The organism is Halocynthiibacter sp. (assembly GCF_049608145.1).
Classification (GTDB): Bacteria; Pseudomonadota; Alphaproteobacteria; order Rhodobacterales; family Rhodobacteraceae; genus Halocynthiibacter.
The window spans coordinates 97,842-122,300 of the sequence record NZ_JBMYXF010000001.1; the positions used below are offsets into that span (position 1 = coordinate 97,842).

The window sequence follows — 24,459 nt, forward strand, 5'->3', positions numbered from 1 at the left end:
GGGGCCCGTGGCCCCCGCAATCTTGATCAGCTTTTTTCTTTCAGCACGTTTTCCGCAAATGCGACCTCAAACTCGGCCTGTTTCGCTGGGCTTGCGTTAGACTGGTATTTTTCTTTCCACTCTGCTGTGGACATGCCGTAGAACGCCACGCGACCTTCTTCTTTGTCCATCTCAATACCGCGCTCAACAGCGGCTTCCTGGTACCAGCGCGCGAGACAGTTGCGGCAGAAACCGGCGAGGTTCATCATGTCGATATTCTGCACATCCAGGCGGTCTTCCATCAGGTGTTTTTGCAGACGGCGAAAGGCTGCGGCTTCGATTTCAAGGCGGGTTTGGTCGTCCATGGTCATGGCTCCTTAAAGGCCGCTGTTGATCAGCGCCTGTTGCAGGATGGGGGCCAGGCGGGTTGCCCAGGCCTTTTGCTGTGTTTCAGTTTCGATCAGATCGTTGCGGACCTCAATCAGAATATTCGGGTGACCGGGCTGCATGGCGTGACGATCCAGCGCATCACCGGGCAGGTGGCCGCCGTAGGGTTCGTTTTCGCCGGTGCAGATGTCATCTTGCTGATAGATCAGATCCAGGAAAGGTCGGGCCAGGCGGTCATCTTCTGCGAACAGAACACCCACATGCCAGGGGCGCATATCGCCGCCTTTCAGTTGCGGGGTGAAGCTGTGGATGGCGCAGATCAGCGGTTGTTCCCGGCGTGCAATCACCTCGGACACGGCGTCATGATAGGGTTTGTGTAGGGTTTCGCGGCGGCGCTGAACCTCATCCGCATCCACATGGCGGTTTGCCGGGATGATGGACCCATCGTAAAGTTTCATCACAAGCGTTGGGTCATTGTCGCCCCGGTTCGGGTCGATCACCAGACGGGAAAATTCGCTGCGCACGTAAGGGGCATCCAACAGTTCTGCCAGACGCGTGCTGACCCCATCCGCACCCACATCATAGGCGATGTGGCGGTTCATATCTTTCGCAGGCAGGCCAAGATCACCGCCATTGATGTCGGCAGGCACTTTGTTTGTTGCGTGATCGCAGGTGATCACCCAGCGCGACGGACGGTCTGCGCCGATGGTGGTGAAGGCTGCGGGGGTGATGGCAGAGTGGTTTGTCATGAATCAGTCATTGCTTTGGGTTAGGCACCTTCTAAGCAATCTGTCGCGGATGCGCCAGTTGCAGCCAGGGCGTGTTTGGTTTTATAACGCCGTTAGCGATATCAAAAGGCGGTGAACGCCCATGTTTAAGGAGCAGGTTATGAAACGGATGCGCAATGTGAAAATCGTGGCGACCCTTGGGCCTGCGTCAAATGATTATGAAATGATCCGCGCGCTGTTTGAAGCGGGCGCAGATGTGTTTCGCCTGAACATGAGTCACGGCACCCAGGATGAAATCGGAGAACGCCACGCGATAATCCGTCAGGTGGAAAAAGACTGTGGCCGTCCGATTGCTATCCTGGCGGATCTTCAGGGGCCGAAGCTGCGTTGTGGTGTGTTCGCTGAGGATTTCTATGAGCTGGAAGAAGGTGCGAAGTTCCGTTTTGATCTGGATGAGGCGGATGGCGATGCCACCCGCGTGCGCCTGCCACATCCTGAGATTTTCCAGGCGCTAACGCCCGGTTCTTCCCTTCTGGTGAATGACGGCAAGATCCGTCTGACCGTTGATGATTGTGGGGATGATTTTGCGAATTGTACCGTTGCCGTTGGGGGAGAGATCTCTAATCGGAAGGGCGTAAATGTGCCGGATGTGGTTCTGCCGCTGGCCGCACTTTCAGACAAAGACAGATCTGATCTGGAATATGTCTGCGAACTTGGTGTGGACTGGCTGGCGTTGTCTTTTGTGCAACGTCCCGAAGACGTGCAGGAAGCACGTGATTTGGCCAAAGGCCGGGCGGCGGTTCTGTCCAAGATCGAGAAACCTGCGGCTGTGACAGCCTTTGATGACATCTTGGCGGTGTCTGATGGAATCATGGTGGCCCGTGGCGATTTGGGGGTTGAACTGCCGGTGCATGCGGTGCCGCCGATCCAGAAACGTCTGATCCGGGCCTGTCGTGCGGCGGCGAAACCGGTGATCGTAGCGACCCAAATGCTGGAAAGCATGATCGAAAGCCCTGTGCCGACCCGTGCAGAAGTGTCCGACGTGGCAACCGCGATTTATGAAGGCACGGATGCGATCATGCTGTCAGCGGAATCTGCCGCGGGCAGTTACCCGGTCGAGGCCGTGACCACTATGAACAATGTGGCGATTGAGGTTGAGAATGACCCGACCTATCGCAAGGTGATTGATGCGTCACGCAAAGTCGAACGCACGTCCGTCGCGGATGGGATCGTTGTGGCGGCGCGTGAGATTGCTGAAACAACTGAGATTAAAGCAATTTGCTGCTTTACCCAATCGGGCACGACGGCCCTCTTGGTGGCACGTGAGCGTCCGAGTGTTCCAATCATTGCCCTGACGCCTTTGGAAAAAACGGCGCGCCGGTTGTGTCTTTCTTGGGGAACGAACTGTATGATGACCGCTGGAGTGGACCGGTTTAAAATGGCGGTTCTGTCTGCGGCGCAGGCGGCTGTGGACAGTGGTATCGCCACCACGCAAGACCAGATTGTTGTCACCGCAGGCGTGCCGTTTAACATTCCGGGCACCACAAATATTCTGCGGGTTGCGCCTTGTGAACAAAGCCTGATTTACAGTGCGCAGCCATAAGATTACGGTGGCGCAAAATCTGGGGAATTTCCCTGTTTTTCAGGCTTGCGGAATCCCTGATTTGCACCTATACGGCCCTTTCTACTGTGTGACCGGCCTTGGATGGCATGCCGAGTCGCGCTTAACCACCGCCCTAAGAGGAGACGGAAATGCCAAAGATGAAGACAAAATCGAGCTGCAAAAAGCGGTTCAAAGTGACGGCAAAAGGTCGCGTTGTCGCTGCCCAGGCTGGTAAACAGCACGGCATGATCAAACGCACCAACAAATTCCTGCGTAACGCACGCGGCACCACAACGTTGTCGGCACCTGATGAGAAAATCATCAAGTCCATGATGCCATACGCTCGCTAAGGAGAATCTGATATGTCCCGAGTTAAAGGTGGCACCGTCACTCACGCCCGTCACAAGAAAATCGTCAAAGCAGCCAAAGGTTACTATGGTGCACGGAGCCGTTTGTTCCGTACCGCAACCCAAGCTGTTGATAAAGCGAACCAATACGCAACACGCGACCGTAAGAACCGGAAACGGAACTTCCGCGCGCTGTGGATCCAGCGTATCAACGCTGCTGTGCGTTCACACGACGAAAGCCTGACATATTCCCGTTTCATCAACGGCATGACACTGGCTGGCATCGAAGTTGACCGTAAAGTTCTGGCTGACCTCGCGGTCAACGAACCAGAAGCTTTCGGCACAATCGTTGAAAAAGTACAGGCTGCTCTCGCTGCGTAAGCGCGAAAATAGTTCAAAAATTCAAAGCCCTGCGATTTTTCGCGGGGCTTTTCGTTTGACTTATCACCTGTAAGTTGATTCATTGCTTAGCAATCTGCTGACAGAGCGCAAAAAATGCGCCGCGCAGGTTGAGAGCAAAGTAATGAGTGCAGGATTAAGTGCGTGGCCTATATCAGTGAGCTGCATTATTCGAACAATTATGCGAATAGTTCTTCGACGCAGGAGTTCGTCGAAGTCACCCTGAATCCCGGGGAAAATCCGGCTGATTTTCGCCTTTCACTGTATCAGCAGGGTGGGGGACAAGGGCTTCAGTTTTCGCTTACTGATCCTGCTGTCGAAACCTTCCCGGCGGGCGGTGGCAGAACGGTTTATGTTTTTGACGGCAATGCTCTGAACTTTCGGATAACCGCACCAACCAGCAACGGGAACCGGAACTTTGAAGGTATTGCGCTGACAGATACTTCGGCGTCCCCGAACGATGTTCTGAATTTTTACACGCTGGGGAGTGGCGGCACGATCACTGCGACGAACGGCCATGCCAGCGGCACGACGTCTACGACGCTTGCGACCAACGTCGGCAGTACCTCTGTTCAGATCGATGAGAATGGAAATGCCACCCAGGCGCCCCATACCCGCGGCCAGGTTTGTTTCTCAGCGGGAACACAGATTGAAACCCCGGCAGGGTTGCGCAACGTTGAGGATATCTCCGTCGGAGATCCGGTGATCACCGCTGACAATGGTGTTCAATTGGTTGCCTGGGCCGCAAAAAGGCGTGTGAAAGGGTTCCATAACCTAGCGCCTGTTACTATTTGCAAAGGAACATTGGGCGCCAGACGCGATCTTTCAATTTCTCCTCAGCACAGAGTCCGGCTGACAGGTTGGCAGGCGCAACTGTATTTCGGGCGAGAAGAAGTATTGGTTCCAGCCATCGCGCTTGTGAATGGCAAAACAATCCACCAGACACCCCGCGCTTGCGTGACATATGTGCATATCATGTTTGATCAACATCAGATCATAACGTCTGAAGGTGTCCGGACCGAAAGCTTTTTCCCGGGAAGGCAGGCACTGGATCTTTTGGAGCACGACACGCTTAATGAATTGCTTGAAATTTTCCCTGAACTTAGTGAAAAACCGCAAGAGTATGGTGCAACCGCCCTACAGGTGATCCGTGGTTCGGAGGCACTGGTCTTGGATTTGGCCTGAACCCGCTTTGCCTTAACTCTTGGATTTTGTGAACAGCACAGGGGAATATAGTATGGCAAACCCGGTGAAGGCCAGAATCCAAGCTGTGGCGGCGATATGCAGCAGAAAATCGGGAGACGGAAAAGCCGCAATGACACGAATTGAAGATGCGATCAGGATCATACTGTAGATGAAGATCTCGCGCCAAGTTGTGCGCAATTCCCGACCTGAATGACCAAGGCTGGCGCGTGTCATGACAGCCAGCATCATGCCGCCCATAGCACCACTTAGCCAAGCATGTTGACCCGCCATTGCGGGGACAGACATAGGGAACGTCATGGACAGGCCAAGCAGAATAAAGCCAAGCGGAATAAACAGATAGGCAAGGTGCAGCATCATCACAATCAGCGCGGATCCGGTTTGCTGACCCTGCCAGCGACCTTGGCGGATAAGATGCAATGCACCCGTGATTAACATCAGAAGTCCGGTGATCAAGTTGGCTTGTGTCATGACCCAGCTGAGCAATGTCACGCCAGACAGGCCCACTACGACTTTGTCAAATCTGCTGAACATCACGGGCAGATCATCCGCGCCTTTTTTGACCAACCAGTTGCGGGTGAATGCGGGAACAATGCGCCCACCAATCAGGCTGATCAGTAGGATGATCGCGCTCATGGAAAGTTTTGCGCCGGGAGTGACAGAGGCATAGCCGCCTGCCAGTGAAATCACATCAAAAAACACCTGCCCCATCAGGAACAACAGGATGATCGCCAATACGGGCATGTTCTTTTTATTGCCAGACTTTATTAAAATGCGCGCCGAAATGATTAATAGCGCCAGCAGGAAAGACACATCCAGCAGGATGACAATGATCAGGGGCAGGCTGCCTGACAGCCAGATCGCAACCCGTCCCAACGCCCAGAGTGTGGCGATCAGCGCCAAGGGTGTGCCGGTGATCATCTTTGTTCCGGTCCAGTTCGGGATCGCGGTTAATAGGAACCCGCCCAGAACAGCGGGTGCAAACCCATAGAGCAGGGAATGCACATGCCAGTCCTGGGGCAGCATGGCACCGGATGGCAATTCGGTGCCCGCGGCCCAGAACCCGATCCAGGCCATCATCACATAAGCGGCCCAGAGAGCGGCAAGCAGAAACAGAATGCGAAACCCACCTTGCAGAATAGCCGGGGTTTTGGTCGGGGCTTTGTCGGTGGGCATCGCGGGCTTCCTTCTTTTTGCGTATCTGGCCTGGTCGGGGGGGCGGATGCAATATGATAATCCGTCGCGTTCCCTTGCATTTCATCCTTCATATGATAGCAGGACTGCAACGAATTGCAGGAGCCGCCCGATGGATGATCTGAGAGACAAATACCTGACCGCTATTTCCGCCGCCTCTGATGAGGCTGGCCTGGAAGAACTGCGCCTGCAGGCGGTGGGCAAAAAGGGCGAAGTCAGCCTGAAAATGCGTGAGTTGGGCAAGATGACCCCGGACGAACGCCAGGTGGCCGGCCCAAAGCTGAACGCGCTGAAAGATGAGATCAATTCTGCCCTTGCTGCAAAGAAAGACGCCTTGGCCGATGCTGCCCTTGATGCGCGTCTGGCGGAAGAATGGCTTGATGTGACCCTGCCGGGCCGCACCCGTGGCAAAGGTACAGTTCACCCGATCAGCCAGGTGACCGAAGAAATCTCTGCGATCTTTGCCGATCTTGGTTTCTCTGTGGCGGAAGGCCCGCAGATCGAAAACGACTGGTATAACTTTGACGCCCTGAACATCCCGCCGCATCACCCGGCGCGTCAGGAATTTGACACGTTTTATATGCACCGCGATGAAGATGACGAACGCGCGCCACATGTGTTGCGCACGCATACGTCGCCTGTGCAGATCCGTGCGATGGAAAAAACCGGTGCCCCGATCCGCGTGATTGCGCCGGGCCGTGTGTACCGTTCTGATTACGACCAGACCCACACGCCGATGTTCCACCAGATTGAGGGCATGGCGATTGGCAAAGACATTTCCATGGCGAACCTGAAATGGGTGCTGGAAGAATTCTTTGCGGCCTTCTTTGGGATTGAGGGCATCAAAACCCGTTTCCGTGCGTCACATTTCCCGTTTACCGAGCCTTCTGCCGAGGTCGACATTCAGTGTTCCTGGGTCGATGGGCAGCTGCGCATTGGCGAAGGTGACGGCTGGATGGAAGTTCTGGGGTCCGGCATGATGCATCCGAAAGTTCTGAAAGCCGGTGGTGTGGATCCTGAGGAATACCAGGGCTTTGCCTTTGGTATGGGGATCGACCGCCTTGCCATGCTGAAATACGGCATTCCCGATCTGCGCGCTTTCTTTGATTCAGATCTGCGCTGGCTGCGTCACTATGGGTTTAACCCAATGGTGCAACCAAACCTGCATGGTGGCGTGAGCGGATGAAGCGCGACGATGACTTTTTGCGTGATTTGCTTTTCGAGTTTGAAGAACAAAAGGACTGGCTGATCTTAGTTCCCGAATGGTTGGGTATGCCTGAAGACGAACGGCGGAAGCAATACCATGTGTTACTCTTATCTGACGCGGGATTGGTTGTTGGGGTTGGAAACTCGACTTATCGGCTGACTGCTGGGGGGCATGATTACCTTGATGTCATCCGTAATGAGGCGGTGTGGGAAAGAACAAAAGTTGGAATTGCTCAAGTCGGAGGAATGACATTGGGCATGATTAAAGATTTGGCTATCGCATATACGAAACAAGTTGCAGCTGAAAAGTTAGGGATCGAGTTATGACGCAAGAAGATAAATCCGTAACCGACAACGACGACTTCGAAGACCTTCAAAAGACCTATCCAGGTGCGGGCTCTTACCGTTTTGGCGGGAACCAAGCGCAGTGCGAAAAGCTGCTGAAACTGGTGCGCGCGGGCAAGAAAACCGCGAATTGCGAAGCTTTACGCGAATTTGCCACCGAACCCGAAGCGCTGCCCAAGCCCGGCCGTTGCGACATCGCAACCCTCTGGGATGGCACGCCAACCCTGATCACGCGCACCATGACTGTGAACAATATTCGTTTTTGCGACGTGACCGAAGAACAGGCACGTCAGGAAAGCGATCTGCCGCTGGATGACTGGCGCATGATGCAGCAGAAACATTTCAGCAAGTCCGGCGGCTTTGACCCCGAAATGCTATTGGTGTTTGAAGTGTTCGAAGTTGTCGAAGACCTGCGCGAGCGTCTCTGACACCGCGATCCCCCCTTTTCCGCAGGCGGGCAATGTTATAAGCACATTGCGACCGCGAGATAATGAAAGACGAGACCCGTGAAATTCACTCTGTCCTGGCTGAAAACGCACCTCGATACCGAGGCTTCTGTTGATGAAATCCTTTACGCTCTGACCGATCTGGGTCTTGAGGTGGAAGAGGTGGCAAACCCTGTGGACCGTCTGGCGGATTTTACCTTGGGCTATGTGGAAACCGCAGAAAAGCATCCGGATGCGGATCGTCTGAATGTGTGTCAGGTGAAGACTGATGAAGGCATGAAGCAGATTATCTGTGGTGCGCCAAACGCACGCGCGGGCATCACCGTTGTTGTCGCGAAACCGGGTGTTTACGTGCCCGGCATCGACACCACCATTCAGATCGGCAAGATCCGCGGCATTGAAAGCCACGGCATGATGGCCTCTGAACGTGAAATGGAACTGTCTGACGAACATGATGGCATTATTGAACTGCCCTCAGGCGAGGTTGGTGATCGTTTTGTGGATTGGCTGGCGGAAAATGATCCGGCCAAGGTTGATGTGATGATCGACATCGCAATCACGCCGAACCGTCCGGATGCGTTGGGCGTGCGTGGCATTGCGCGAGATCTGGCAGCCCGTGGCCTTGGTGTGCTGAAGCCCGCGCCTGAAGCAAAGATTGAAGGAACGTTCAAAGCGCCGTTCGATATTAAGATTGATGCAGATACTGCTGATGGATGCCCTGTGTTCATGGGGCGTTTGATCAAAGGCGTGAAAAACGGCCCATCCCCGGCGTGGCTGCAACAACAGTTGAAAGCCATCGGCCTGCGCCCGATTTCGGCCCTTGTGGATGTGACGAACTTCTTCACCTATGATCAGAACCGTCCGCTGCATGTGTTTGATGCAGACAAGGTGCAGGGTGACCTGCGTATTCATCGCGCAAAAGGTGGCGAGACCTTGGTCGCGCTGGATGAAAAAGAATACACGATGCGCGAAGGTATGGTGGTGATTTCCGATGATTCTGGCGTTGAAAGCATCGCGGGCATCATGGGCGGGCTGCACACTGGGTGCACTGAGGATACCACAAATGTAATCCTTGAGGCCGCATTCTGGGATACGATCCAGATCGCGAAAACCGGGCGTGCGCTGAAGATTAATTCTGACGCACGTTACCGGAACGAACGCGGGATCGACCCGAACTTCAACGCACCGGCAATGGAATTGGCCACACAGATGATCATTGATCTGTGCGGTGGCGAAGCTTCTGACGTGATCACAGCGGGTGAAGTGCCCGATGTGTCGCGTGCCTATAAGCTGGACACAGATCGTGTGCAAAGCCTTGTGGGTATGGAAATTGCGCCGGACACACAACGCCAGACATTGACCGATCTGGGGTTTGTTATGGAAGGCGACATGGCCCATGTACCGGGCTGGCGCCCGGATGTGCAGGGGGCTGCTGATCTGGTGGAAGAAGTGGCCCGTGTTGCGTCTTTGACCAAATTGGAAGGCAAGCCTTTGCTGCGTGAAACAGTGGGTGTGCCAAAGCCAATTCTGACGCCGATGCAGAAACGTGAAGGCATGGCGCGACGCACAATCGCGACGCTGGGGTACAATGAATGTGTGACTTACAGCTTTATCGATCAGGCATCTGCGGAATTGTTTGAGGGCGGGGCAAATGCCACGAAGCTCGACAATCCGATCTCATCTGAAATGAGTCACATGCGTCCGGATCTGCTGCCAGGGCTCTTGCAAGCCGCCGCCCGCAACCAGGCGCGTGGCTTTGCGGATATGGCGTTGTTTGAAGTTGGTCCTGCTTTTCACGGTGGCGAACCTGAGGAACAGCATATTCAGGCCGCGGGCATTCTGATCGGCCACACTGGCCCTAAAGATGTGCATGGCGAACGCCGTGCGGTGGATGTTTATGACGCCAAGGCTGATGCTGAGGCGGTGCTGGCGGCCATCGGTGCACCTGCGAAGGCGCAGATCATGCGTGACGCGCAAAGCTGGTGGCATCCTGGCCGTCACGGTAAAATCTGTCTTGGTCCGAAAAAAGTTCTCGCGACTTTCGGTGAAATCCACCCCAAGACACTTGCGAAAATGGGCGTCAAAGGCCCTGCAGTTGCGTTTACAGTGCTGTTGGAAGCGGCCCCGTATGCGAAGAAGAAAACAGCAACTCGCGATGCACTAAAGATCTCTGATCTACAGGCGGTTGAACGTGATTTCGCATTTGTGGTGGATACCGATGTAGAAGCTCTGAATATCGTAAATGCCGCAGGTGGTGCTGACAAAGCACTGATCGAAAACGTGCGTGTCTTTGATGAATTCATTGGCGGGTCTTTGGGTGAGGACAAGAAATCCATTGCGATCACTGTGCGTCTGCAACCAGGGGATAAAACCCTGACGGAAAAAGATATCGAAGCCGTATCTGAAAAGATCGTGGCCAAGGTAGGTAAAGCCACCGGCGGCACACTTCGCGGTTAATCTGTGATGACAAATGAATAAGGGCCTGCCTTTTGGCGGGCCTTTTTTGTGGCGCAGCGTGGTGAATGCCCTATTCTGCAGGAAAAGACACAGGAGACATTATATGACACTGAAGGTTTATCTTTCCGGCGAAATTCACACCGACTGGCGTGAGGAAATTATCAAAGGCGCCGCGGGGCTGGATGTGCAGTTCGCAGCACCTGTGACAGATCACGATGCATCAGATGATTGCGGCGTTACGATCTTGGGGGCGGAAGACAAGAAATTCTGGCACGATAACCTGGGTGCAAAAGTGAACGCGATCCGCACCCGTAAAGGTATTGAAGATGCGGATGTTGTGGTTGTGCGCTTTGGCGAGAAATACAAACAATGGAATGCGGCATTTGATGCGGGTTATGCTGCGGCCTTGGGGAAAAGCCTGATTGTACTGCACGGTGCAGATCACCAACATGCCCTGAAAGAAGTTGATGCGGCAGCGCTGGCCGTTTGCGAAGAGCCGCGACAGGTGGCGCAGATCCTGCAATATGTCCTTACGGGCCAACTGCCTGGCTGATCAGCCCAGAACACGTGCAAGGCGGCCTTCTGCCACCGTTCGTGCGGCGGTGGGGCCTGATGCTGCATTTGTCAGAAGGTCCGGGAAAAGCGTATTCATTTCTTCCCGGGCCGGTTTTGACAGGCCACGCAGAGACGTTTCAGTCGGCAGAAAGCTTTCTGCCCAAGATCCATTGGCCATGACCACTTCGTGTTGATCCAGCATGAAATGATAATAAATGACTTCGTCACCGGCGGGTTGATGAAAAATATTGTTCCCATTGACCAAATGCACGGCAGCGGTCAGGATTTCACCTTCGTTGAACATCAATTGTGAACGCCAGTCCGAGATCAGCATCCGATGCTGACGGGATACACGCAAATCTGTATGGGGCGCATTGATGCCAAGGCTGCCAGCCTGAAAAACGACAGGACGCAGTTTCGGGTCCTTTTTTTGCTCAAAGATTGTTACACGGCGTGATCCTATCCAGCGCAAAGGCTGAAACCCGCTGTCGCGCGTCAGAATCATATCGCTCTCTTCCAGTTCTTCCACAGGTTTTTCGCCGCTTTGTGTGACAATTTGCGTGCCATTCACAAAACAGACCAGAAGCGAAACATTATCAACGATCGCCCCAAGGCTGTCGTTGTCGCCAAGTTCAGTGAAGCGCAGAGTATATGTGCCACCAGCAGGAAAACTGACGGACATTGTTTGTGCGTTTAGCGTATGTGTGGTGGGAAAAAAATCTTGGGTCGCAATTACGATGCCGTTGCTGTCTAGGATCTCAACCCGAAATCCATCACCGCCAACATTGTTCTCTGCAGTTCGCAGGGCTGCGTCGAATGTCAGCTGGGTGGCATCGGCGTGAGGGACCGTAAAGCTTTGCTGCAGTACAGTTGTCTGAAAACGGTTCCCATCGATTTCCGCCGCGAGATCCGTGGACGAACCTGGAATATAGGAGGAGTGAGGATTGATTTCTATATCAGTGCCAGACCAGCCGGAAGAACCTGCGCTGAACGTGCCGTTGACGATTAATTCAGTAATGGGCATTTCTGTCTTCTCAGGGTTATTTCGAGAAAAACAAAACACTGGGAAAGAGGTTAATTAGTTAACAAATCACTAATTTGAAAACCACATTTCCGCTATATACACCCAAACCAATTCAGCCGAGTCACAATTGCGCGAAAACACTGTGACCCGGCGTAAATCTGCATAAGTGGTTAATAAACCTGTCTAAAAGTTAGTTTGTATTTGGACTTCTCAAACCTGTTTGTACGGCGGGTCGTTCAAGAAAGCGATTTAGCCAGGCCTGGATGTTGGTGTGCTTGTCAAATTCCAACACTTCTTTTGCGCCATAGAAATCCAAGGCCCGCAGCCAAGGTACAATTGCTATGTCTGCGATAGAATAATCCCCGGCGATCCAGTCACGGCCTTCCATCTGCTTGTCCAATACGGCCAGCAGACGCTTAGCTTCACCGATATAACGTTCACGGGGACGGGGGTCTTCGATTTCGGCGCCAGCGAATTTGTAGAAATAACCAAGCTGACCCAACATGGGGCCAAGGCCACCCATCTGGAACATAAGCCATTTCAAAACTTCGTATTTTGCGGGACCTTCGGGCATCAGCTTGCCGGTTTTCTCAGCCAAGTAAATCAGAATAGCGCCGCTTTCAAATAAGCCGATTGGCTTGCCGTCCGGCCCGTTGGGATCGATGATTGCGGGGATTTTGTTGTTCGGATTCAGGGACAGGAATTCGTCACTTTTTACATCACTGTCAGACAGTGTAACCAGATGTGGTTCATATGCCAGGCCCATTTCTTCCAGCGCAATTGAGATCTTTACGCCATTGGGTGTCGGGTATGAGTAGAGCTGGATCGCATCAGGGTTTTCAGCAGGCCAGCGTTTGGTAATTGGGAATTGTGAAAGATCAGACATCGTATTTCCTTTATCTGTTTTTAGGGGCAGAAATCCTGCCTGGATTGTCTGGGGAAATGTAGGTACGATTTCCCCCGTGAACAGGTTTGGCTCTGTGCGGCAGGTGCACTATACATCTGCGCAAGCGAACACTCACTGGGGCTTGATAGTAAGGGAACAAGAAATGCTACAGGAATTCAAAGACTTTATCGCAAAAGGCAACGTCATGGACATGGCGGTTGGTCTGATCATCGGTGCGGCCTTCACCGCAATTGTGAAATCACTGGTTGCTGATCTGATCAATCCGATCATTGGTCTGTTTACGGGTGGTGTGGATTTCACCAACAAATTTATCATCCTAGGTGGTGACGGCACGGTTTATGCATCACTTGAAGCGGCACGCGAAGCGGGTGCAGCTGCTTTTGCATGGGGCGCCTTTGTGATGGCGGTTATCAACTTCCTGATCATCGCGTGGGTTGTCTTCATGATGGTGCGTTACCTGAACAAGGTAAAAGACGCTGCGGCGAAAAAAGAAGAAGAAATTGCGGCGGAAACCCCCGCTGGTCCGTCTGAGATCGATGTTTTGCTTGAGATCCGTGATTCTCTTGTTAAGAAGTAAGTATATCGTGCAGACGGGGGGCGCAGGTAAATTACTCCGGTAACCCTCCGCATACAGGTTTGGGCTCGTCAGCAATGACGGGCCCGTTCTGTTTTTATGGTGTGGTTTGAGGACGTGGACGTAAGTACCAGTACCAAAGGCGATACCCTGTTAGAAGCGCGAGGGGCGTAAAATGCACAAGCACTGGGCCGAGGCTTTTTCCGTTGTCCATTGTTAGCCAGTGAAAAACGATCAAGACCGCAGCGACCCAGTTCCAACGCTGAAGTTCTTTCCAGTTAGGACCAAGGCGACGCACAAAGTAATCCGATGATGTCACCGCCAAGGGAACAAAAATTGCGAAAGCAAGCCAGCCAAACCAGAAGGGTGGCGTTGCTAGGTCCGCCAACATGGGTGCAAGGGCAGCTTTATCGATGACGTAAAACCCTAGGTGTAATGCCGCATACCCGAAAGCCGCCACACCAAAATAACGTCGGTTCCGTTTCAGCCATGCCGGGCCGCGCCAACCGCGCAAGAGCATGCATAATGGGGTGGCCAGCAATGAGATGATCATAAAGCGTGCCGCAAATTCACCCGTGGGATGCAACAGGTTTTCAAAGCGATCTGACGAAGTTCCTGAGATCGCCTCTGAAAGCATTGACAACGCGGGGATCGCCAAAATGACCCAAAGAAGCCATGGGAAAAATACTGAAAATCGGTTCTTCATGTAGGTGCCTTATCACTGTTTTTAGTGATACGGGGCAGGGGCTGCTTTCCGTCGATATTTTGCGCAAAAAAAGGCCGGAGTTTCCCCCGGCCTAGGTGTTGATCTTCAGGAGAGAGATCAGATTTCGAGAGCAGCTTCTGGTGTGATGCTGTCCATGCCGAGGGCTTCGCCAACGGCTGCGTATGTCAGTTTACCGGCGTGTACGTTCAGACCGTTCAGCAGGTGACCATCGTCTTTACAAGCTTGCTTCCAGCCTTTGTTGGCCAGTGCCAGCATGAAAGGAAGGGTCGCGTTGCCAAGGGCAATTGTGGATGTGCGTGCAACGGCGCCTGGCATGTTGGCCACGCAGTAATGCATCACGTTGTCGACCTCATAGATGGGGTCTTCATGGGTGGTGGCTTTGGATGTTTCAAAGCAACCGCCTTGGTCAATCGCCACGTCAACCAGAACAGCACCAGGCTTCAGTGTTTTCAACTGTTCGCGCGAGATCAGCTTAGGTGCAGCCGCGCCCGGGATCAGAACCGCGCCGATGATCATGTCAGCCTCAGCCGCCAATTCAGCCGTCGCACCTGCAGTGGAGTATTGGTTCTTGAAGGTGCCACCAAAGACGTCATCGAGATATTTCAGACGCGTGAGAGAGCGATCCAGAACGGTCACATCCGCGCCCATGCCAGCAGCGATTTTTGCTGCGTGGGTGCCAACAACACCGCCGCCGATGACCAGAACTTTCGCAGGGGCCACACCAGGAACGCCGCCCATCAGAACGCCGCGACCGCCATTGGCCTTTTGCAATGTGTATGCGCCAACCTGTGGGGCAAGACGACCCGCAACTTCGGACATAGGCGCAAGTAGGGGCAGGCCGCCGTTGTTGTCGGTTACGGTTTCGTAAGCAATCGCCGTACAGCCGCTTTCGATCAGATCATTGGTCTGCGCGGGATCGGGTGCCAGGTGCAGATATGTGAACAGCAGCTGACCCTTGCGCAGCATCTTGCGCTCGCCCGGCTGTGGCTCTTTTACTTTCACAATCATGTCCGCAATTGCGAATATTTCAGCGGGGGTGTCCAGCATTGTCGCGCCGGCCGCGATGTAATCTTCATCAGCAAAGCCAGCACCGATGCCGCCACCAGCTTCGATGAAGACTTCGTGACCGTTGTTCACAGCTTCCAGAGCCGCGGCAGGTGTCATGCCGATGCGGAATTCCTGGGGTTTGATTTCCTTGGGGCAACCGATTTTCATTTTGAGTTCCTCTCTCAATTCTCCTGAGACAGACTGTCGCAAGGATGCCAAGCAATTGTCTGGGAATTTATGGGGTGTAATGTCGGTAAATATGAAGTATCTTCGATGTAATGCGAAATTATCAGAAGAATCCACGAAGATTATGAGCATCGACAGCGTAGATCGACGAATACTGATTCAACTTCAAAAAAGTGGTCGGATGTCCAATGCCGAGCTTGCAGAACGGATTAACCTGTCGGCATCCGCCTGTCACAGACGTGTGCAGCGGCTGGAAGCCGAAGGTTATATCAAGGACTACGTTGCGCTTTTAAATCCGCGCAAATTGGGCCGTCCGACGACCGTTTTTGTGGAAATTACCCTTGCGGCCCAGGCGGATGAGGTGCTGGATGCATTTGAACGTGCGGTTGCCAAAATCCCGGATGTATTGGAATGCCACTTGATGGCCGGGAAGTCAGATTATGTGCTGAAGGTTGTGGCGCTGGATACCGAAGATTTTGCGCGTATCCATCGTCAACATCTGTCACGTTTGCCTGGGGTGACGCAGATGCAAAGTTCTTTTGCGCTGCGTACGGTGTTCAAGACAACTGCCCTGCCGGTCTGACCCGGCAGAGCAGGAAAGGGTTTAACCTTTGTAATCACCACGGATCGGGTAATTGTTTTCGCGGATGTACTTCACACCACCAGCGATCGCGCCCATATCCGGGCGAGAAAACGGTGCGTTTGAAATATCTGCGAGATGCAGGATGCCCTCATTGTTCACGACAAACAGGCCCGGTTCCGCATAGGGACGATCGGTTTCTGCCGCGCTGCGTGGCTCTGAAATATAAAGACCCAGTTCTTTCATCTGATCGATGGACAGACCATAGGCTACCTCTGCATCCAATTTGATGTCGGAATGGAAATTGCGGGCTTTTTCTTCCGGGTCGCCGGACACAACGATGATTTCAACGCCGGTTTCGGTGAAGGCGGCGACATGTTTCTGCATCGCTTTCAGCTGTAGGCGGCACAGCGGGCAATGTGCGCCGCGATAGACCAGAACAAGCGCCCAGTTGTCGCCGGATGCTTTGCCAAGGGTCACTTCTTTGCCGGACAGGGTCGGCAGAGTGATGGCGGGGAAGGATTTGCCGGTTTGCGGTTTCATGTGATGGCCTTTCATGCGTTTCAACGCGCAATCTGACCTGTTGCGGATGTCCTTGCAAATCGCGATTTCGTGATGTTTCAGGCTTTCGGCCGCAATATCAGCGTCGCGAAACCCGAAGTTAGCAACAAGGCGATGCCACAAAAGGCCAAGGCATCTGGCCAGCTGTCGAAGATTAACACGCCAAAGACTGTGGCAGAAATCAGTTGAAGATAGATGAAAGGCGCCAGGCGCGAGGCCTCTGCCCGGCGATAGGCCAATACCAGGCAATAGTTTCCGATGGCAGATCCAAAGGCGCTGATCAGAACAGGAATAACCAACTCGGGGGCGTAGGTTGGCAGGGCGGTGACGCCTATAGGGGCAAGTAGCAACGTACCGATCACAAGTTGGGACAGCAACATTTCCAGTGGTCTTGCGCGGGTTGCCAGCCATCGACTTGCGGTCAGATAGCTGCCGTAGAAGATCCCGGCCATCAGGGCGAATAATGCGCCCGTCCCCATATCCGGACCGGGGCGCACAACCAACAGCACGCCACAGAACCCGACCAACAACAAAATTGTGCGACGATGATCCAGTTGTTCTTTTAGAAACAGGCCGGAAGCAAAATAGCTTAGGATTGGACCGACAAAGAAAATGGCAAAAACATTGGCGATGTCTTCGGTGCGCAGGGCGGTCAGGATCGACGCGATGCCACATGTAATAAATGCTCCACGCAGCCAGATCCGCCAGTCCAGATACAGGCGCAGATCAAAGCGTCCGACGATGGGCAGAAACATCAACATTCCGATCAGGAACCGACTGAAGGCGACAAAGAATGGCGATACACCCAAGTCAGCCGTCAGGATTTTCCCGGCCGCGTCACCACCGGGGATCAGGATCATAGCAGCGCAGATCAGGGAAATGGCAGGCAGAAGAGAACGGTCCATGGGCGAGGTGTTTCAGATTCGAAGCGGGGTCGCAATGGAAAAGGAGATCAGGGGTGATTCCCTAGATTTGTGGCCATTGAAGGACTGCTTGCGGTGATCGCAACTGAGCAAAGGATTCGACAATTCAAATTGTATTGGCTGATATATGTACAATTCCGGTATAGCCGCGGTATTGTTTTCCAAAGTTGAATAGTATTGTGTTCATTCATTCAATCAGTTGATCTAAAATAGATAATCACATCTATTAGCTTGTTTGTAAGGGGGAGCTTCGTGGACGTTACAATGCATCCGCAGAACAAAGCAGGAAAAACTGTAACAACAGAGCGTCAATTCGTGTGCAATTAAGGATAATGCATCTTTAAGGCTTGCTGTATGTTCGGTGGATAGGTAATTTCGAAGAAAATTGGCGTTTTCGTGATAAAGGTACGATGAGATGATGGGTTCTTTTGGATTATTAGCATTGCTTTTTGGTGGCCTAGCGATTGCAGGCCTTGGCGGCGGTGGCGGAGATGATGGTTCTGCGGGCCCGGCATCTCAGAACCGGGATGGCGATGCAAGTGACGACAATATGACTGGCGGCGATGGCAATGATACCCTGAATGGAATGGACGGGAATGATAAACTGTTCGGGTTGCTTGGCGATGACACCTTGGATGGTGGCGATGGGGCTGACATCATACGTGGTGATGAGGGATCCGACACCCTGCGTGGGGGGGAGGGTAACGACACGATGTTCGGCGATAGAGATGGGCTATCTGTCGCGGATGGAGCTGGCAATGATAAGATGTATGGCGATGGTGGCAATGACAAGCTGCACGGTCAGGCTGGTGACGACGAACTGCATGGCGGCGATGGCGAAGACAAAATCAACGGTGGTAAAGGTAATGACGTTTTATACGGGGATGCCGATAACGACGATTTGAACGGCAATGCGGGTCATGACACTATTTACGGTGGTGAAGGCAACGATCGACTAGAGGGCGAACTGGGCTCCGACAAGCTTTACGGTGAAGCTGGTGACGACACGATGTTGGGCGGTGCAGGTAAAGATGCATTGATCGGTGGAGAAGGTGTTGACGACATGGAGGGCGGTACTGGAAATGACGCAATCTATGGTCTTGAGGGGGCATTTTCGACTGTTACTGCGGGCTCTGATTCAAACACAGGCACTGTTACATTGGCTGGTTACAATGGTTCTGAAACCAATGCCGCTGGAGATACCTTGAGCGGGCAAGCAGGCGACGATACCCTTTATATCGGTAATGGGGATCAAGCTACAGGTGGTGCTGATGCGGATACCTTTGTTCTGGGATCTTGGCTGGATGGAAGCTCCACAGCGACGATTACAGATTTTAAGGCCTCAGAGGGTGACGTAATTAAGTTATTGCATGACAATGATTTGGCCGGACCAGTGACTGTTGCGGACAGTGGCATTAATAGTGTCATCAGCATCGATGGCACGCCCGTCGCCACCATTATTGGCGTAACTGGTCTGACGAATTCTGTTATCCAACTTGAAGCAATCTGATCTCGCATTCTGTCAGATGAAATAAAAGCCCCGGTGAATTGCTTCACCGGGGCTTTCTTTTTTCTGCGTTCAGAACGATCTGAAAACGGTTGCTTAAAGCATACCCTCGCGCTGAGCTTTTTTACGAGCCAGCTTGCGGGAGCGACGAATTGCTTCGGCTTTACAACGCGCCTTCTTCTCAGACGGCTTTTCGTATGCTGTACGAAGTTTCATCTCACGGAAGACACCTTCACGCTGAAGTTTCTTCTTCAGAGCACGAAGCGCCTGATCGACGTTGTTATCACGAACACTAACCTGCATGTGGTTTACACCACCTTTCTAAGTTGGATTTGCAAAATTGCAGGACACGGCCCTATAGCAACGAATCTGTCCTTTGTCCAGTTTTGTGCGGCTGCGGCATTGCAGGGCTTTCCAATTCCCATCAGGGCGCGATAAGATGATCCGAACCTACGCAGGAGCGCGCTATGACCGACCCCCTCAGGACCCGTCTGCTTCACGCCATAACCGGGCATGTCATCTTTGATGGCTGGGGGCCCGATAGTTTTGCTATGGCGGCCTCGGATTGTGATGTGACGCTGGGCGATGCCAAGGCAGCTTGCCCGCGCGGTGCGCTGGATCTGGCTGCGGATTTCCATAAGGCGGGCGATGTTGTGATGTTGACCGCAGCCAATAAGATGCCTTTGACTGAAATGCGCATTCGCGATCGTGTAGCGGCGCTTGTGATGGCGCGCCTTGATGCGGCGGAAGACAAGGAACTGGTGCGGCGTGGATCTTCGCTTTTTGCCTTGCCGGGGAATGCGTCGGAAGGCGCAGCTTTGATCTGGGGCACTGCGGATGCGATCTGGACGGCTTTGGGTGATACATCAGAAGACGGGAACTGGTATTCCAAACGTGCGGTTCTGTCCGGTGTCTACGGATCAACTGTGTTGTATTGGCTGGGCGATGAAACACCTGATCATCAGGCCACCCGCGAATTCCTAGATCGCCGTATCGAAAACGTCATGCAGTTTGAAAAGGCCAAAGCCCAAGCGCAGAAACTGCCTTTTGTCGGCGGGCTGATCAGTTCCGTCATGAGCAATGTAAAAGCCCCGGGAACCGCCACGCGCGATGATCTGCCGGGCTCTCTTAACAACAGGACTTAATATGACACTGCCAGTTGAAATGCGTGCCGTTGAAATCACTGAACCTGGCGCGCCCGAGGTGTTGAAACCCTGCGCGCGGCCCGTGCCACAGCCCCGCATGGGCGAGGTGCTGTTGCGTCTAGAATATGCAGGTGTGAACCGCCCGGATGCGCTGCAACGCGCAGGCAAATATGCCCCACCCCCGACCGCATCTGATCTGCCGGGCCTTGAAGGCGCAGGCGAAGTCGTGGCCCTGGGTGATGGCGTTACAGGTCTGTCCATTGGTGACAAAGTCTGCGCCCTGCTGCCCGGTGGCGGTTATGCGGAATATGTTTCAACCCCTGCCGCCCACTGCCTGCCTGTGCCCGATGGCATGTCCATGGCTGAGGCTGCCTGCATCCCGGAAAACTACTTTACCGTATGGTCGAATGTCTTCATGCGGGGCGGCCTGAAAGCGGGCGAACGTTTCCTTGTGCATGGGGGATCTTCCGGCATCGGAACAACGGCGATCCAGCTGGCCCATGCCTTTGGGGCACGCGTGTTCACGACTGCGGGCAATGACACGAAATGTTGCGTTTGTTCTGATCTGGGCGCAGAGCGTGCGATCAATTATAAGGATGAGGATTTTGTATCTGTTCTGAAAGATGAAGGTGGCGCTGATCTGATCCTTGATATGGTTGGTGGCAGTTATATCAATCGCAATATCAAGACCCTGGTTCCTGATGGCCGCATGGTACATATCGCGTTTCTGGAAGGTCCCGTTGCCGAGGTGAATTTTGCGATGATTATGGCGAAACGTCTTACGGTGACTGGATCCACTCTGCGCCCACAAAGCGATCTTTCAAAGGCACGTATGGCGAATGAGTTGCGCGAACATGTCTGGCCCCTTTTGAACGCAGGTAAACTACAGGTGGTGATGGATTCGACTTTTGCGCTTGAAGATGCCGCAAAGGCCCATGCTTGGATGGAGACCTCAAATCATATTGGAAAGATCGTGCTAAAGGTCTAATTGCGCAGACCTGTCCGTGTTGATTGGCTATGCGTCAAGTCACCTCGCTGACATGACGTCATTTTCTGATAATTTTACCTGGTCAAATCAAAGAGGCCAATATGTCCTATCCCGTCCAGCGTTTTCCGATCAACGCCGAAGAAATCACGCGTGTCATGACAAAATTCTATACGCGTATTCGCGTGCATCCTGTTTTGGGCCCGGTGTTTAACAATATCATTGGTACGGATAAGGGGGAATGGGATCTGCATGAGGATAAGATTGCCGGTTTCTGGCGCAATGCGCTGCTGCGGGAACAAAGCTATTCTGGCAACCCAATGCAGGTACATCTGGATACGCCGACAATCTTGGATGAACATTTCCCCATGTGGTTGGATGTGTTTGAAGAGGTGTTGGCAGCAGAATTGCAACCCGAAACCGCGGCCGCCTGGGGGGCGATGGCGCATCGGATTGCACGTGGGTTTCGCATTCGCATGGCTGAGGATCGTGCACCGAAAGATGCACCGCCTCAGCTGTCGTTCTGAGGCCTTTCACCGCGTCCGAAAAGACCTGTTAGAGCGCTGCTGAGAACCGCAGTGACACGTGGTGGTTTCTCTGCCGTAAAGGGCAGGGGGCGGCAAACCTCCATCGCGGCAATGCCCACTCGGGCGGTCAGGGCGCCGTTGACCACGCCTTCACCGAACCGGCGCGAGAATTTTGACAGAACGGATCCCCCGGCAACGGAACCGATCAGATCATCGCCCACAGCCACAGCGCCGGTTGCGGCAAGATGGGTCAGCACTGATCGCATCAGGCGCCAGTTGCCCAGGCTGCCGGTGCGCCCGCCATAAAGTTCCGCGATCCGTCGGATCATACGCAGATTTGCAACAAGGGCTGTCAGTACATCAGCAAAGGCCAGCGGCAAAAGGGCAGTGACCGTGGCAACATGGCGCGCTGCAGCTTCAACTTCGCGCCTGGCGGCTTTGTCAATCGGGGTCAGAATTTCGTTTTCGGCCAGGGCAAGATGGGCATCCGCATCATAGGTGTCAGCCTGTTTGGCGTCAAAATTCTGTAAGGCCCAGGTCAGGGTTTCACGGCGTCGATATAGTTTTGTCAGGCGGCGTGTCAGGTCGCGAGCTCGTGTTAGATCCCCGCTGGCCAGCACCTGTCCAGCCTCTTCATGGATGCGATCCAGCCGTTTCAGGCGCAGATAACCGGTGATTTCCCGCAGGGCAATCAAAAGGATGACCACGACCAACAGGGCTGTCAGCCCAAGAAGGATTTGTGACAAGAGGGTGTTGCGATTGATCAGCCCCATGGCAATGTCCCAGCCCCAAAGACCAAGTGCCAGAGAGATCAGGACACTTGAAAGCCACCAGAAAGCGCGGGCAAGGAAAGACATACGACGTGTACCCAGGCTGACAACGCGATCCATTGCAGCAGACGTGCCGGGAAACTGTGTCTCAGGCACGGGGGGCGCGTCTGAGGGTGTCAGGCGTTCGGATTTCTCCAGGTCTAGGCGAATAGGACCGCGGTGATTTTTCTCGGTGTCACTCATGATGTTCCCTCTCCGGGACGGTAAAACTGAATATCGGGCAAACGTTCGTCATTGTCGCCATCCGTGCGGGCAACTTCACGAAATCCCAGGTGTGTGTAAAACCGGATGGCCGCCTGGTTTTGCGCAAAACACCAGAGATGCAGACCGTTTGGATGCAGGCGCGCGGCATGATGGATCAGCGCCTTTCCCTGACCCTGCCCGCGCGCATGGTCTGCCAGATAAAGACAATTGACCCATCCGTCATGCAGATCCAGAAAACCCACCACATGTCTGGCGTGATCCTGCAAGACATGCACTGTTCTACGTTGGATCAGATCGGCAACAAATTCTGTTGTCTGTTTTATGGTCCACAGTTCGGGCATCCAGTTATTTTCCCTGACCCAGGTGATCAGAATATGTGTACAGGCGCTGGTGTCATCTGGTTGTGCGGTGGCAATCCGAAACCCCATTACAGGCTGTCCCCGATCAGGAACTGTGCAGCCTTATCCAAGCGGATATGGGGTGGGCCCGACCCTGGGCGCAGGGCGTCGGGTGCGGGCAGAAAATCCATGGCGTCAAATTCATGCGCCAGCCAGCGGCGTTTCTGATCTCGGGATTCGGTCAGCAGTATGCTGGGATCAGCAGGCAGATCACCGGCGTAAAAAAGAGCCTCCTGTCCGGGCGCACGCAATCCCCGCACACAGTCGAGATCTTCACCGTTCTGACGGTGGACTTCTTCAACCGTTGTGCGCAGAGACGCAATAGACAGCGCCTCTGTTTCAGCACCTGCGAAATCCGCACGATCCCGGGCGTCACGCACCAGTGCTTCCATAATGGCGGTCAGGCGTGGATGCTGGGAATGATGCAAAAGGTCGGCGCGGGTGGCGGCGAATAAGATCTTCTCAACCCGCTTCGAACGCCAGAGCCAGGACAAAAGGCCATTTCCGCCGGGTTTAAAGGCCTTCAGAATACCTGCCATGGCCTCGCGCATATCATCGACGGCTGCCGGGCCGCGATGGATCGCACCAAGGGCATCCACCAGCACAACCTGACGATCAACACCTGAGAAATGGGTTTGAAAAAAAGGTTTCGCGACCTGAGATTTATAGGCCTCAAAGCGCCGTTCCATTTCACGCCAAAGGCTGCGTCGCGCAGGACGTCTTTCGCCGGTGACAGGCAGCGGGGCAAAGGACAGGGCAGGCGCCCCGGCAAGATCGCCGGGCATCAGAAACCGACCGGGCGTACACAGAGAATAACCCGCATCCCGCGCCACCTGCAGATGTTTGGTGTAAAGCGTGGCAAGTTCTTTGGCCTGAAGTTCTTCAAATTTCTCTGTCCCGGCCAGAAGGTCTGCGCGTTCCAGAAATTCGGCCCCCTGATCTCGGGTTTTCATTGCGGCAAGGGTTTGTTCTGACCATTCTGCATAGTTTTGTTCCAGCAGGGTCAGATCTGTTAGCCATTCGCCTGGATAGTCCATAATATCCACATGCAAGGTTTTTGGGCCGCTTAGCCGCCCCAGAATACCACCGGGCTGAATGCGAAAGGATATGCGTAGCTTTGATACGGATGCAGTGCCCTCGGGCCAGTGTGGGTTGGCCCCCGTCAGCGCCGCAAGGCGGGCTTCGTAATCAAAGCGTGGCACTGTGTCATCAGGGTGGGGTTGCAGCCATGCCGCCAAGATACGCCCACTTGAGGCCCCGACCAACTGGTTCATCCGACCCCGATCTAGAAGATTTGCCACAAGGGATGTGATAAACACTGTCTTGCCCGCCCGTGACAGCCCGGTCACGCCAATGCGCAACACAGGTTCAAACATACTGTTAACCCGATCCCCAGTGCGTTCAATTTCACGGGTGATGCCTTCTGCAATTGTCGTGATAACCAATCTCTGCTCCTGCCTGTTATGGATAAGATAAGCGCCCGAA

Annotated in this window: 28 protein-coding genes; 15 read left to right on the top strand and 13 right to left on the bottom strand. The window is 53.7% G+C overall.

Annotation, left to right across the window (positions count from 1 at the left end; genetic code table 11):
- Window positions 1–26: 26 nt before the first annotated feature.
- Both ACPGUT_RS00510 and ACPGUT_RS00515 read right to left on the bottom strand, forming a co-directional pair.
- A complete protein-coding gene (locus tag ACPGUT_RS00510; RefSeq protein WP_423988231.1) occupies window positions 27–344 on the bottom strand; it encodes a DUF1244 domain-containing protein in 318 nt (105 codons plus the stop codon).
- A 12-nt stretch (window positions 345–356) separates the two neighbouring features.
- Window positions 357–1,115: an N-formylglutamate amidohydrolase gene (locus tag ACPGUT_RS00515; protein WP_423988233.1), complete on the bottom strand. Its 759-nt coding sequence runs from the start codon at window positions 1,113–1,115 to the stop codon at window positions 357–359.
- Between the two features lie 139 nt (window positions 1,116–1,254).
- Here ACPGUT_RS00515 and pyk point away from each other — a divergent pair, with 139 nt between their 5' ends.
- The 4 genes from pyk to ACPGUT_RS00535 all read left to right on the top strand — a co-directional run bounded on the left by pyk (window position 1,255) and on the right by ACPGUT_RS00535 (window position 4,628).
- Entirely contained in the window at window positions 1,255–2,697 is a 1,443-nt protein-coding gene (pyk, locus tag ACPGUT_RS00520) for a pyruvate kinase (RefSeq protein ID WP_423988235.1), read from the top strand.
- Window positions 2,698–2,846: 149 nt separating this feature from the next.
- The gene (gene rpmI / locus ACPGUT_RS00525; RefSeq protein WP_107496800.1) at window positions 2,847–3,047 is read left to right on the top strand and encodes a 50S ribosomal protein L35; all 201 of its coding nucleotides are present in this window, start codon (window positions 2,847–2,849) and stop codon (window positions 3,045–3,047) included.
- Between the two features lie 12 nt (window positions 3,048–3,059).
- The gene (rplT, locus tag ACPGUT_RS00530) at window positions 3,060–3,425 is read left to right on the top strand and encodes a 50S ribosomal protein L20 (protein WP_423988237.1); all 366 of its coding nucleotides are present in this window, start codon (window positions 3,060–3,062) and stop codon (window positions 3,423–3,425) included.
- 162 nt (window positions 3,426–3,587) lie between these two features.
- The gene (locus tag ACPGUT_RS00535) at window positions 3,588–4,628 is read left to right on the top strand and encodes a Hint domain-containing protein (protein ID WP_423988239.1); all 1,041 of its coding nucleotides are present in this window, start codon (window positions 3,588–3,590) and stop codon (window positions 4,626–4,628) included.
- A 12-nt stretch (window positions 4,629–4,640) separates the two neighbouring features.
- Here ACPGUT_RS00535 and ACPGUT_RS00540 read toward each other — a convergent pair whose 3' ends face one another.
- A complete protein-coding gene (locus ACPGUT_RS00540) occupies window positions 4,641–5,822 on the bottom strand; it encodes an NnrS family protein (RefSeq protein WP_423988241.1) in 1,182 nt (393 codons plus the stop codon).
- 130 nt (window positions 5,823–5,952) lie between these two features.
- Here ACPGUT_RS00540 and pheS point away from each other — a divergent pair, with 130 nt between their 5' ends.
- The 5 genes from pheS (at window position 5,953) to ACPGUT_RS00565 (ending at window position 10,847) form a co-directional block, all read left to right on the top strand.
- Complete coding sequence (gene pheS / locus ACPGUT_RS00545) at window positions 5,953–7,026, top strand: phenylalanine--tRNA ligase subunit alpha (protein WP_423988243.1); 1,074 nt, start codon at window positions 5,953–5,955, stop codon at window positions 7,024–7,026.
- Window positions 7,023–7,373: a DUF2513 domain-containing protein gene (locus tag ACPGUT_RS00550; protein WP_423988245.1), complete on the top strand. Its 351-nt coding sequence runs from the start codon at window positions 7,023–7,025 to the stop codon at window positions 7,371–7,373. The genes pheS and ACPGUT_RS00550 overlap by 4 nt, the downstream gene beginning before the upstream one ends.
- Window positions 7,370–7,819 carry an ASCH domain-containing protein gene (locus tag ACPGUT_RS00555; RefSeq protein WP_423988247.1) on the top strand — a complete coding sequence of 150 codons (450 nt, stop codon included), beginning with the start codon at window positions 7,370–7,372 and terminating at the stop codon, window positions 7,817–7,819. Before ACPGUT_RS00550 ends, ACPGUT_RS00555 begins: the two co-directional genes overlap by 4 nt.
- 78 nt (window positions 7,820–7,897) lie before the next feature.
- Complete coding sequence (gene pheT / locus ACPGUT_RS00560) at window positions 7,898–10,294, top strand: phenylalanine--tRNA ligase subunit beta (protein WP_423988248.1); 2,397 nt, start codon at window positions 7,898–7,900, stop codon at window positions 10,292–10,294.
- 103 nt (window positions 10,295–10,397) lie between these two features.
- A complete protein-coding gene (locus tag ACPGUT_RS00565) occupies window positions 10,398–10,847 on the top strand; it encodes a YtoQ family protein (RefSeq protein ID WP_423988250.1) in 450 nt (149 codons plus the stop codon).
- Here the strand turns inward: ACPGUT_RS00565 and ACPGUT_RS00570 are convergent, their stop codons facing one another.
- A complete protein-coding gene (locus ACPGUT_RS00570) occupies window positions 10,848–11,873 on the bottom strand; it encodes a Hint domain-containing protein (protein WP_423988251.1) in 1,026 nt (341 codons plus the stop codon). It abuts the gene before it with no gap.
- A gap of 190 nt (window positions 11,874–12,063) precedes the next feature.
- Window positions 12,064–12,759 (bottom strand): glutathione binding-like protein, encoded by a 696-nt coding sequence (locus ACPGUT_RS00575; protein ID WP_423988253.1) that lies wholly within the window; start codon window positions 12,757–12,759, stop codon window positions 12,064–12,066.
- 163 nt (window positions 12,760–12,922) lie between these two features.
- Between ACPGUT_RS00575 and mscL the strand changes: the two genes are divergently transcribed.
- Window positions 12,923–13,357, top strand: a complete 435-nt coding sequence (gene mscL / locus ACPGUT_RS00580; protein ID WP_423988255.1) for a large conductance mechanosensitive channel protein MscL — start codon at window positions 12,923–12,925, stop codon at window positions 13,355–13,357.
- A gap of 94 nt (window positions 13,358–13,451) precedes the next feature.
- On the opposite strand, the gene ACPGUT_RS00585 is transcribed toward mscL, so the two are convergent.
- Window positions 13,452–14,060 carry a sulfite oxidase heme-binding subunit YedZ gene (locus ACPGUT_RS00585; protein ID WP_423988257.1) on the bottom strand — a complete coding sequence of 203 codons (609 nt, stop codon included), beginning with the start codon at window positions 14,058–14,060 and terminating at the stop codon, window positions 13,452–13,454.
- Between the two features lie 117 nt (window positions 14,061–14,177).
- A complete protein-coding gene (ald, locus tag ACPGUT_RS00590) occupies window positions 14,178–15,296 on the bottom strand; it encodes an alanine dehydrogenase (RefSeq protein ID WP_423988259.1) in 1,119 nt (372 codons plus the stop codon).
- Window positions 15,297–15,438: 142 nt separating this feature from the next.
- Here ald and ACPGUT_RS00595 point away from each other — a divergent pair, with 142 nt between their 5' ends.
- Entirely contained in the window at window positions 15,439–15,897 is a 459-nt protein-coding gene (locus ACPGUT_RS00595; protein ID WP_107496816.1) for an Lrp/AsnC family transcriptional regulator, read from the top strand.
- 21 nt (window positions 15,898–15,918) lie between these two features.
- On the opposite strand, the gene ACPGUT_RS00600 is transcribed toward ACPGUT_RS00595, so the two are convergent.
- Together ACPGUT_RS00600 and ACPGUT_RS00605 are read right to left on the bottom strand one after the other, a co-directional pair.
- Entirely contained in the window at window positions 15,919–16,437 is a 519-nt protein-coding gene (locus ACPGUT_RS00600) for a peroxiredoxin-like family protein (protein ID WP_423988260.1), read from the bottom strand.
- A gap of 77 nt (window positions 16,438–16,514) precedes the next feature.
- On the bottom strand, window positions 16,515–17,360 hold the full coding sequence (locus ACPGUT_RS00605) for a DMT family transporter (RefSeq protein ID WP_423988261.1): 846 nt from the start codon (window positions 17,358–17,360) through the stop codon (window positions 16,515–16,517).
- 433 nt (window positions 17,361–17,793) lie between these two features.
- On the opposite strand from ACPGUT_RS00605, the gene ACPGUT_RS00610 reads away from it, so the two are divergent.
- Window positions 17,794–18,888 (top strand): calcium-binding protein, encoded by a 1,095-nt coding sequence (locus ACPGUT_RS00610; RefSeq protein ID WP_423988263.1) that lies wholly within the window; start codon window positions 17,794–17,796, stop codon window positions 18,886–18,888.
- A gap of 93 nt (window positions 18,889–18,981) precedes the next feature.
- Here ACPGUT_RS00610 and rpsU read toward each other — a convergent pair whose 3' ends face one another.
- Window positions 18,982–19,188: a 30S ribosomal protein S21 gene (rpsU, locus tag ACPGUT_RS00615; RefSeq protein ID WP_423988264.1), complete on the bottom strand. Its 207-nt coding sequence runs from the start codon at window positions 19,186–19,188 to the stop codon at window positions 18,982–18,984.
- 164 nt (window positions 19,189–19,352) lie between these two features.
- On the opposite strand from rpsU, the gene ACPGUT_RS00620 reads away from it, so the two are divergent.
- The 3 genes from ACPGUT_RS00620 (at window position 19,353) to ACPGUT_RS00630 (ending at window position 21,542) form a co-directional block, all read left to right on the top strand.
- Window positions 19,353–20,030, top strand: a complete 678-nt coding sequence (locus tag ACPGUT_RS00620) for a COQ9 family protein (RefSeq protein WP_423988265.1) — start codon at window positions 19,353–19,355, stop codon at window positions 20,028–20,030.
- 1 nt (window position 20,031) lies between these two features.
- On the top strand, window positions 20,032–21,018 hold the full coding sequence (locus ACPGUT_RS00625; RefSeq protein ID WP_423988266.1) for an NAD(P)H-quinone oxidoreductase: 987 nt from the start codon (window positions 20,032–20,034) through the stop codon (window positions 21,016–21,018).
- Between the two features lie 101 nt (window positions 21,019–21,119).
- Entirely contained in the window at window positions 21,120–21,542 is a 423-nt protein-coding gene (locus tag ACPGUT_RS00630) for a group III truncated hemoglobin (RefSeq protein ID WP_423988268.1), read from the top strand.
- Here the strand turns inward: ACPGUT_RS00630 and ACPGUT_RS00635 are convergent.
- The 3 genes from ACPGUT_RS00635 to ACPGUT_RS00645 are packed head-to-tail and all read right to left on the bottom strand — an operon-like array spanning window position 21,527 to window position 24,419.
- Window positions 21,527–22,555: a YcjF family protein gene (locus ACPGUT_RS00635; protein WP_423988270.1), complete on the bottom strand. Its 1,029-nt coding sequence runs from the start codon at window positions 22,553–22,555 to the stop codon at window positions 21,527–21,529. The genes ACPGUT_RS00630 and ACPGUT_RS00635 overlap by 16 nt on opposite strands.
- Window positions 22,552–23,004 carry an N-acetyltransferase family protein gene (locus ACPGUT_RS00640; RefSeq protein ID WP_423988271.1) on the bottom strand — a complete coding sequence of 151 codons (453 nt, stop codon included), beginning with the start codon at window positions 23,002–23,004 and terminating at the stop codon, window positions 22,552–22,554. The genes ACPGUT_RS00635 and ACPGUT_RS00640 overlap by 4 nt, the downstream gene beginning before the upstream one ends.
- Window positions 23,004–24,419: a YcjX family protein gene (locus ACPGUT_RS00645; RefSeq protein ID WP_423988272.1), complete on the bottom strand. Its 1,416-nt coding sequence runs from the start codon at window positions 24,417–24,419 to the stop codon at window positions 23,004–23,006. Before ACPGUT_RS00645 ends, ACPGUT_RS00640 begins: the two co-directional genes overlap by 1 nt.
- Between the last annotated feature and the right edge of the window lie 40 nt (window positions 24,420–24,459).